Annotated in this window: 8 protein-coding genes and 1 pseudogene; 6 read left to right on the plus strand and 3 right to left on the minus strand. The window is 36.9% G+C overall.

Translation table 11 applies throughout. From position 1 onward, the window contains the following. The first annotated feature begins 22 nt into the window (after positions 1–22). Entirely contained in the window at positions 23–1936 is a 1914-nt protein-coding gene (locus tag MKO96_RS19785) for an FtsX-like permease family protein (protein WP_087982146.1), read from the plus strand. A 96-nt stretch (positions 1937–2032) separates the two neighbouring features. Continuing rightward, complete coding sequence (pheA, locus tag MKO96_RS19790; protein WP_046956290.1) at positions 2033–2884, plus strand: prephenate dehydratase; 852 nt, start codon at positions 2033–2035, stop codon at positions 2882–2884. A gap of 95 nt (positions 2885–2979) precedes the next feature. Here the strand turns inward: pheA and MKO96_RS19795 are convergent, their stop codons facing one another. The 3 genes from MKO96_RS19795 to MKO96_RS19805 form a co-directional block, all read right to left on the minus strand. Next, positions 2980–3627, minus strand: a complete 648-nt coding sequence (locus tag MKO96_RS19795; RefSeq protein WP_240588425.1) for an MOSC domain-containing protein — start codon at positions 3625–3627, stop codon at positions 2980–2982. Between the two features lie 83 nt (positions 3628–3710). Further along, positions 3711–4253, minus strand: coding sequence for a transcription repressor NadR (locus MKO96_RS19800; protein ID WP_240588426.1), 543 nt, complete (start codon positions 4251–4253; stop codon positions 3711–3713). Beyond that, positions 4253–5395: an IscS subfamily cysteine desulfurase gene (locus MKO96_RS19805; RefSeq protein WP_240588427.1), complete on the minus strand. Its 1143-nt coding sequence runs from the start codon at positions 5393–5395 to the stop codon at positions 4253–4255. Before MKO96_RS19805 ends, MKO96_RS19800 begins: the two co-directional genes overlap by 1 nt. A gap of 152 nt (positions 5396–5547) precedes the next feature. On the opposite strand from MKO96_RS19805, the gene nadB reads away from it, so the two are divergent. The 4 genes and pseudogenes from nadB to exsA form a co-directional block, all read left to right on the plus strand. Continuing rightward, positions 5548–7077 carry an L-aspartate oxidase gene (gene nadB, locus MKO96_RS19810; RefSeq protein WP_240588428.1) on the plus strand — a complete coding sequence of 510 codons (1530 nt, stop codon included), beginning with the start codon at positions 5548–5550 and terminating at the stop codon, positions 7075–7077. 19 nt (positions 7078–7096) lie between these two features. Then, on the plus strand, positions 7097–7930 hold the full coding sequence (gene nadC / locus MKO96_RS19815) for a carboxylating nicotinate-nucleotide diphosphorylase (RefSeq protein ID WP_240588429.1): 834 nt from the start codon (positions 7097–7099) through the stop codon (positions 7928–7930). Between the two features lie 30 nt (positions 7931–7960). Continuing rightward, positions 7961–9067 carry a quinolinate synthase NadA gene (gene nadA / locus MKO96_RS19820; protein ID WP_240588430.1) on the plus strand — a complete coding sequence of 369 codons (1107 nt, stop codon included), beginning with the start codon at positions 7961–7963 and terminating at the stop codon, positions 9065–9067. Positions 9068–9293: 226 nt separating this feature from the next. After that, positions 9294–10102 (plus strand): annotated as a pseudogene (gene exsA, locus MKO96_RS19825) (spore coat assembly protein ExsA); the annotation flags it as partial.

The raw sequence follows: 10102 nt of genomic DNA on the forward strand, positions 1-10102 counted from the left end.
GTAAGTTATAGGGGGACGATAGATGAACATTCGGCAACTAGCGCTGCAAAATATAAAAGGAAATTGGCGCAATTATAAAGTGTTTTTCTTAAGCAGTTGTTTTGCAATATTTGCGTCTTTTGCATACATGTCTGTCATTGTACATCCGTATATGCAAGAGACGATGTGGTATCAAAACGTACGCTGGGGACTTATCATATGTAATGTTATAATTATTTCTTTTTTCGTCATATTTATTTTGTACGCTACTTCTATTTTCATAGAGGCACGTAAGAAAGAATTAGGATTATATATGTTAATGGGAGCAACGAAATCTAACGTAATAAGAGTGATTATGACCGAGCAAATATTAATCGGGGTATTTGCTAATGTTTTCGGCATTGGGCTTGGCGTGATCTTTTTAAAGCTCTTTTTCATGGTGTTTAGTATGTTGCTTCAACTTCCGAAAGAACTCCCTGTCATATTTGACGTGAGAGCAATTGGGGGAACGTTTATTGCGTATATGGTCGTTTTTATTCTGTTATCTTTTATAAGTGCTTTACGTATATGGAATATAAAAATCATTCGGTTATTGAAAGAATTTCGAACAGATAAAAAAGAGAAGAAAACATCAAAGTGGCTTTGTATATTCGGCTTTATTTGTTTAGGGATAGGATATGCGTTAGCGCTACAAGTGACGATGGCAACGATAGCAATATACTTTTTCCCTGTGTCTATACTTGTCTTTTTCGGAACGTATTTTTCTTTTACACACGGTACTGCTCAAGTATTAGAAATGATAAAACGAAATAAAAAGATTATGTATACATATCCGTATTTATTTATAGTGAATCAATTGGCGCATCGAATGAAGGAAAATGGTCGCTTTTTCTTTATGCTTTCTATGGCAACGACGTTTGTAGTTACGGCAACTGGTACGGTGTTCTTATATTTTTCTAGTATGCAAGATATGTGGCGGGATGGGGGCACGCACTCATTGTCATACATAGAAAAAGGTGTTTCTGCACATGAAGTCTTTGAGGAAGGTACAGTTGAAAAATTATTACATCAGTATGGGTATGATGATTTTCAATCTATGAGTTTTGTTGGAGTGTATGCATCTTTTCAGTCCAACAAGGGAGAGACAGAAGTAGCGCCGCTTATAAAAGAAAGTGAATATAATCAAGAAGCAAGGAAACAAAAACAGAAAACGTATCGTCCTAAAAAAGGTACAGTGACACTTGTTTATTATAATAAATACAATAATTCGAATGTATATAATCAAAAAGAGATTCAATTGCAAGTAATGAATCAACCATATCAATTCGTATTTAACGGCCAGAAAGAAGGGGTTCAATTTAACCATCACCTTTCGTACATTAATGGTCTGTTCTTCGTCATGAATGATGAAGACTTTGACAGTATAGCAAATAAGGTTCCGGATTCTGAAAAAATGATATATAGAGGATATACATTACCAAATATCGAAAATACGAAAAAATTAAATGAAGATTTACGGAAACATATGAAACAAGATGATAATAACGCATTTCGAAGTAATATGGAGTTATATGTGAATATGAAAGATTTTGGCAATATTACTCTATTTATAGGCTCATTCATTAGTATATTATTTTTCCTTACATCATGTAGTATCGTATATTTTAAATGGTTTCATAATATTTCATCGGATAGAAAGCAGTACGGGGCACTCTCTAAACTTGGAATGACGAAGGAAGAAGTATGGAAGATTTCTCGTTGGCAATTGTGTATGCTATTTTTTGCGCCAATTATAGTAGGGAGTATGCATAGTGCAGTTGCGTTATATACGTTTCATAATACAATCTTTATGGATGGTTCATTACGAAAAGTAGGCTTGTTTATTCTGTTTTATATTGCTGCATGCATCATTTATTTCTTTTTCGCTCAAAGAGAATATAGGAAACATTTAGACTAGCCAATGCTAGTCTTTTTTTAATATTCGAAATTTACATAGAAGAATATAAAAAAGTATGGTATAACAGTAAGAAAACGAAAAAGAGGGGAAAAGACGATGATTCGAGTAGGATATTTAGGACCAGAAGCAACATTTACAAATATGGCGGTGAGTCGTTTTTTTCCGGAAGCAGAGCATGTACCGTATCGAACGATTCCAGATTGTATTGATGCAGCTGCAAATGGAAATGTAGATTATGCAGTGGTACCACTAGAAAATGCCATAGAAGGTTCAGTGAATATAACAGTTGATTATCTCGTACATGAGCAACCACTTTCTATTGTAGGAGAAATTACAGTACCGATTCAGCAACATCTACTTGTACATCCGCAGTATGCAGAAGTGTGGGAAGAAGTATATGCAGTGCATTCTCATCCGCATGCTATTGCACAATGTCATAAGTTTTTAAATGAAGAATTAAAAGGGGTAACCGTCCGAGATATGACATCAACAAGTGCAGCTGCACAATATGTGAAAGAACACCCTGAAGAAAAAATCGCTGCCATTGCAAATGAAGCAGCCGCAGAAAAATATGGATTAACGATTGTAAGACGTAGCATTCATACGCATAAAAATAATCATACACGCTTCCTTGTGCTCCATAAAAAAAAGAAAGCAATACTCCCAAATAACGGAGAAAACCGCGGAGAGAAAACGACGCTTATGATAACGTTACCTGCTGATTATGCAGGGGCACTATATCAAGTGTTATCAGCTTTCGCATGGAGAAAATTAAATCTATCAAAAATCGAATCTCGCCCGATGAAAACAGGTCTTGGAAATTACTTTTTCTTAATCGATGTCGATAAAGCATACGATGATGTATTATTGCCAGGCGTAACGATGGAACTTGAAGCACTCGGCTTTTCTGTTACTGTGCTGGGGAGTTATTCTTCTTATTGGTTGTAAAGGGGAGTATTTGTCGTTAAGTTGATATCATTTCAATCGCTAGTACAATGCGCGATTGATAAATAAAGAATCCCACCTATAAATGGTGGGATTCTTTATTTAAATTTCGCAAGACGATCCTCTAACTGACCACGCCAAATATCGGCTAGTTCTGGAACAGCAAGAATCTTTTCAATGCCATCTTTATCTTTTCTATTATGAAAATAAATTTCGTTAGAGAACAAAACAGAAACGTTGCCCGGTTGACGTTCTAGTAATGTAATTTTAGAATCTTTACGTACAGTACCTTCTTGAAGAACGCGGCATAGGTAACCAGTAAATCCAGTTGCTACAATGCGAGGCAGTATGCCAGGAATACCGAGACGTTTTGAAATAGTGCTACAAGGTACTCTTGCTTGTGTGACCTGAATGATTGCTTCACCTAGTTGATATGTATCTCCAATGCAAACATCACGCTCTAACATATTTGTTACGGTAATGTTTTCGCCAAATGTAGAAGCTGGAAGCGTAGTTTGAAATTCTTCTTCCCATAGTGCGTAATGCTCGTGTGGGTACACACAAACTGCGCGATCAGGTCCCCCGTGGTGTTTTAAATCTGCTACGTCATCACCGAGGAATCCGTCTTTTGAGAGGAAAGCTTCTTCTGTAAGTTCTTTACATATACCAGTAATCATCTCTTTATCTTCGCTATATTTCATTTGTTTCGGTTTGCCAATGCTAAAGTGAACGAGTTCAATTCCCATATTTGATCCCCTTTACAATTGATTACAATATTATATCACTAAAAAAGCACAGAGAATGATAAAAACTCTGTGCTTTACATGAATTAATAAACGAGAAATCCTGCTTTATCTAGTGCCTCGCAAGCAGCATCTAACTTTTCTTTTGAATCTGCCTCAATTGTATGTAAGTGAATACCATCTGTTAGCTGCGAAAGATAGGAAGCATTTGTGTTTTCGATTTTTTGTAAATATTGCTCTACATCAAAGCGATTACTTACCATGATGGATGCTGTTAAGTCACCGTATACAGGATGCTCAACTTTTACATCTTTAATTGTAACGCCGTGGTCAACGAGCATTGTAAGTTCTTGACGTACTTCCACTGGTTTATGTTGGCATACAATTACGCGTTCAAAAGCTTGTTGTTTCTCTTGTGGTTTTAAATATAAATATCCTTGAGCAGTTGCAATAATTGGTTCGTTTCGTGCTTTAAGCAAGGAAATATCTTGCACGATAACTTGTCGACTTACATTTGTTTTTTTCGATAGTTCATTCCCAGATAACGGTTCATTTGCAGCGAGAAGCCATTGAAGGATGAGCTGTCGTCTTTCTTCACCTAAAATCTTTTTTTGGTCATTTTGTTTCATTATGATTTAACACCTCTATAAAATTGATTTCCAATTGTGTGTAGTGCATGAATAGTAGTATCAATTTGATCTTTCGTTGTTTGTTGTCCGAAAGAGAAGCGGACATATTGTTTTGCCTCTTCATACGTTTTTCCAATTGCAAGCATTGTTTTCGAAGGTTCTTGTTTACCGACTTGGCAAGCACTTCCAGTGGAAATGGCAATACCATGGCGATTACATTCTAGCATTGTATATTGACCTTCTATTCCTTTTATTGTAACCCCAACAATATGTGGTAAACAAGAAGTAGAATGACCTTCTACTTGAATTTCTAGAGGAAGCGCTTGTAAATGTCTTAAAAAGTAGGATCGTAACTCTGTAAAACGTAAGCTCTCTTCTTGTTGATTTTTTAATATATTCTCAGCAGCTGTTAAAAAAGATGCGATGCCAGGAACGTTTACTGTACCTGGGCGAAATCCTTTTTCGTGAGAAGTTCCGGGAAATATTTGTGCCCAGCGAACTTGCGGATTTATATAACAAGCGCCAACACCCTTTGGTCCGTATATTTTATGTGCTGAAACAGAGAGACTATCAATTCCCATCTCAAAAACATTGATAGGAAGTTTACCAAATGTTTGCACACAATCTGAATGAAATAAAACGTTATATTTTTTTAAAAGTGCTCCGATCTCTGCGATGTTTTGAACGGTTCCAATTTCAGAGTTTCCGTGCTGTATACTTGCTAGAACAGTATTTTCTGTAATAGCTGATTCTAAATCATCTAAATGGATTACCCCGCCTTCATCAACAGGAATTTCAGTAATTGTATACCCTTCTGATTGTAAGGATTGAACATAACTTCGAATGGATGCGTGTTCCATAGGTGTCGTAATAATGTGCTTCTTATGTCGAGCATTGAGAAGGGATTGAATCGCAAGGTAGTTGGATTCCGAGCCGCCGCTTGTGAAGAATACCCCTTGTTCCTTTCCGCCAATCATTTCAGCAAATGTTTTTCGGCAAACTTGTAATAAAGAAGAGGCTGTTCCCCCGATATCATGTAAACTTTGTTCATTTCCGAAGTATTGCGATGCTGCTTTCATATATGTGTGTAATGCTTCTTCACTCATAGGTGTAGTAGCTGCATAGTCAAGATATATCATCATGTAAGTTCCTCTCCTTAGTAAGAGTTACATTTCTTGTATTTTTTAAATGGTAGTGAAAATAAGAATTATAAAAAAACTCTTGTCATTATTTTAAAACTATGTAAATATAGGTGTCAAGACAGTTGAAAAGTGTAAAGTAGGAGGCAACAATTATGCCAAGTGCAGATGTCTTAATTATTGGAAGTGGCGTTGCGGCACTTCGTGTTGCGAAAGAGATTTGTCACGAAAAGAATGTGATTATTATCACAAAGGAAACAAATCGTAATAATAATACATATTTAGCGCAAGGTGGAATTGCCGCAGCGGTTGCTACATATGACAATCCAAATGATCATTTTGAAGATACGTTAGTAGCAGGATGTCATTATAACAATGAAGATGTGGTCCGTTATTTAGTCGAGGAAGGACCGAAAGAAATGAATAATCTCATTGAAAATGGAATGAAATTTGATGGAGATGAAACGGGTCCTCATCTTGGAAAAGAAGGCGCACATCGAAAGCGTCGTATTTTACATGCAGGTGGCGATGCAACAGGAAAGAATTTATTAGAGCATTTCATTCAAGAAGTAGCTCCGCACGTTACGGTAGTGGAACAGGAAATGGTGCTCGATTTTATTATAGAAAATGATAAATGTGTTGGAGTTTTAACAAGAACTAGTGAAGGGAAGTTGAAGCGTTACGTTGCAGAGTATACGGTGTTAGCAACAGGCGGGATTGGCGGTTTATACGCCTTTACTTCTAACGATAAGACAATTACGGGTGATGGACTTGCGATGGTGTATCGTGCAGGCGGGGAGCTCGTAGATTTAGAGTTTGTACAGTTTCATCCAACAATGTTATACGCGAGCGGGCGATGCTGCGGCCTTGTCTCTGAAGCTGTCCGTGGTGAAGGAGCTGTCCTTATGAATGGAAAAGGGCAGCGTTTTATGATGAATATACACCCTGATCACGATCTCGCACCACGTGATGTAGTAGCAAGAGCGATTCATGAGCAGCTTTTAGCGGGTGAACAAGTGTATGTAAATATCGAGTCTATCCAAAATTTCGAAGAACGTTTTCCGACTGTATCGTCATTGTGTAAAAAGAATGGTGTCAATATAAATGAAAAACGCATTCCAGTCGTACCCGGTGCTCATTTTCATATGGGCGGCGTGAAAACGAACTGTGATGGGGAGACGTCCATTCCAAATTTATATGCGGTCGGTGAAGTAGCTTGTAATGGTGTTCATGGCGCAAATAGATTAGCAAGTAATTCATTATTAGAAGGTCTTGTGTTTGGAAAAAGAATAGGACAACATATTTTAACGAAAGCGACAAAAGAAAGCTGGAACAACGTGGCTGAGAAGGAAAAGAAATTTATCGTTCTGAATCATTTGCCGACGAAAGAAGAAATACAAGAATGCATGATGAAATATGTTGGGATTGTACGAACAGAGCAAAGTTTATCTTATGCAAAGAGATGGCTTAGTAAGTACGGTGTTCGAAATATGATATTACAATATGATGCTCTTACAAATGAAGAGATAACGCTTATTAATATGTTAACAGCCTGTGAGCTTATAGTCGTATCAGCTTTGCAAAGAGAAGAAAGTATTGGTGCTCATTATCGAAGTGATTATCCAAATAGAAATAGCGTAAAAAAAGAGATTGTTCGAGTGAAAAGAAAACTACAATTTGTGTGATGAAGGGAAGAGGGGCTCTATGAACACGATAAAAGTGAAAGAAGCATTAAATCGATTTTTTCTAGAAGATATAGGAGAAAGAGATGTAACATCTCAGCTTATTTTTCCAGATAATTTACTTTCAAAAGGAACGTTTCTTGCAAAGGATACAGGGGTCTTTGCGGGACGTTTAGTCATTGAAGAAGGGTTTAAATTAATTGATGAGAGAATTGAAGTGGAGCTTCATAAAAAAGATGGAGATCTTGTAGAAAAAGGCGAAATAATCGCAACTGTCCAAGGCCCGATTGCATCGTTATTAACGGCAGAGCGCGTTATATTAAATGTTATCCAGCGTATGAGCGGGATAGCGACGATGACACATAAAGCTGTTCTTGCATTAGATAGCAGCCATACACGTATTTGTGATACGCGAAAAACGATGCCGGGGCTACGTATGTTTGATAAGTATGCAGTCGTGTGCGGAGGAGGATTTAATCACCGTTTCGGTTTATATGATGGTGTCATGATCAAAGACAATCATATTGCTTTTGCTGGTTCTATTACGAAAGCTGTTACATCGGTGAAAGAAAAATTAGGACATATAGTGAAAGTAGAAGTGGAAACAGAAACAGAGGAACAAGTGAGAGAAGCTGTAGCTGCTGGTGCGGATATTATTATGTTTGATAACCGTACGCCAGATGAGATTCGGGAGTTTTCAAAGATTGTACCAAGTGCTATCGTTACGGAAGCATCAGGAGGCATTACAATTGAAGATTTATCGAAATATGGAAAAACAGGGGTCGATTATATTTCACTTGGAGCGTTAACACATTCAGTGAAAGCACTTGATATTAGTTTCAATATTGAGGCGTAAGGAAAGTGGCTTAGAGGGGGAGAAAGGAATATGAGTATTTTAGAAAAAGTGCAACCGATTGAAACGATGTTACCAGAGCGTTATTACACGATGACAACAGAAGAAATGGAAAAGCGTGTTCGTGAAATTAAAGAAAAAATGGGGAAAACACTATTTATTCCAGGACATCATTACCAAAAAGATGAAGTGGTACAATTTTCTGATGCAGCAGGAGATTCACTTCAGCTTGCGCAAGTTGCAGCGAGCAATAAAGAAGCGAAATATATTGTATTTTGTGGTGTACACTTTATGGCAGAAACAGCAGATATGTTAACGACAGATGATCAAATCGTTATTTTGCCAGATATGCGTGCAGGTTGTTCGATGGCAGATATGGCAGATATTGAACAAACAGAAAGGGCATGGAAAGAGCTCGCAAAATTATTTGGAGATACGATGATTCCGTTAACATATGTTAACTCTACAGCTGCAATTAAAGCATTTTGTGGTCGTAATGGCGGAGCAACAGTAACTTCTTCTAATGCAAAACAAATGGTGTCTTGGGCGTTTACACAAAAAGAGCGTCTTGTCTTTTTACCGGATCAACATTTAGGAAGAAATACAGCATACGATTTAGGTATCCCATTAGATAAAATGGCAGTATGGGACCCACATACAGATTCATTAGAGTACGATGGAGATATAGAAGGAATTCAAGTGATTTTATGGAAAGGGCATTGTTCGGTTCATCAAAACTTTACAGTGAAAAACATTGAGAATGTACGGAAAAATCATCCGGATATGAATATTATTGTACATCCAGAATGTTGTTATGAGGTTGTTGATGCTTCGGATTACGCAGGATCAACGAAATATATTATTGATATGATTGAAGTAGCGCCACCTGGAAGTAAATGGGCAATTGGTACAGAGATGAATTTAGTGAACCGAATTATTCAGCAACATCCAGATAAAGAGATTGTTTCACTTAATCCATTTATGTGTCCGTGTTTAACGATGAACCGAATTGATCTGCCGCACTTATTATGGGTGCTTGAAACGGTAGAAAGAGGAGAAAAAATTAACGTTATTAGAGTAGATAAACAAGTGACTGAAGAAGCAGTTCTTGCATTAAATCGTATGTTAGAGCGTGTGTAAAGCAACGGTATTTCTGTTGCTTTTTTTCATGCATATAATCATAACGAGAACGAAATAGGCATACATTGTTTTGAAGAAATCATTGCGATTTTCTTATGCTTATTCCACTTCTAATGGTATTGAAAATCGAAGAAGTGATACAAGTGAAAAGAAGTTAACGTTATTTAGAAAGGGTTACTTCATGAGATTTGTTACTTATAGATAAGTTATACAGGAGGGGGAAAATTTGAAAATTCATATCGTGCAAAAAGGGGATACCCTTTGGAAAATTGCGAAAAAGTACGGAGTTGATTTTGATACGTTGAAAAAAACAAACACACAACTTAGTAATCCAGATTTAATCATGCCAGGTATGAAAATTAAAGTACCATCAAACAGCGTTCACGTGAAACAACATGCTGGAGCAGGTTCAGCACCTCCAAAACAATACGTAAAAGAAGTCCAACAAAAAGAGTTTGCAGCAACGCCAACTCCGCTTGGAATAGAGGATGAGGAAGAAGTTACGTATCAAGCAGCCCCAATTACACAGCAACCTGCTATGCAACAAACACAAAAAGAAGTGCAAGTAAAACCACAAAAAGAAGTACAGGTAAAACCACAGAAGGAAATGCAAGTGAAACCGCAAAAAGAAGTGCAGGTAAAGCCACAAAAAGAGGTGCAAAAAGAAAAGCCAATTCAAATAGAAAAACCAGTTGAAAAACCGTCTGTTATTCAAAAACCAACTGTTATAGAAAAACAAAAACCAGCAGAAAAAGAAAACACAAAGTTTTCGGTAAATGTATTACCACAGCCGCCACAACCACCAATAAAAGCGAAAAAAGAATATAAAATTTCAGATGTAATTAAAAAAGGAAGCGAGTTAATTGCTCCTCAAATTACTAAAATGAAACCTAATAACATCATTTCTCCGCAAACGAAAAAAGATAATATCGTGTCACCGCAAGTAAAGAAAGAAAACATAGGAAATATCATGTCACCGCAAGTAAAGAAAGAAAATGTAGGGAATATCGTGTCACCGCAAGTGAAGAAAGAAAA

This window comes from Bacillus sp. ES1-5 (assembly GCF_022487605.1).
GTDB classification, from domain to species: domain Bacteria; phylum Bacillota; class Bacilli; order Bacillales; family Bacillaceae_G; genus Bacillus_A; species Bacillus_A wiedmannii.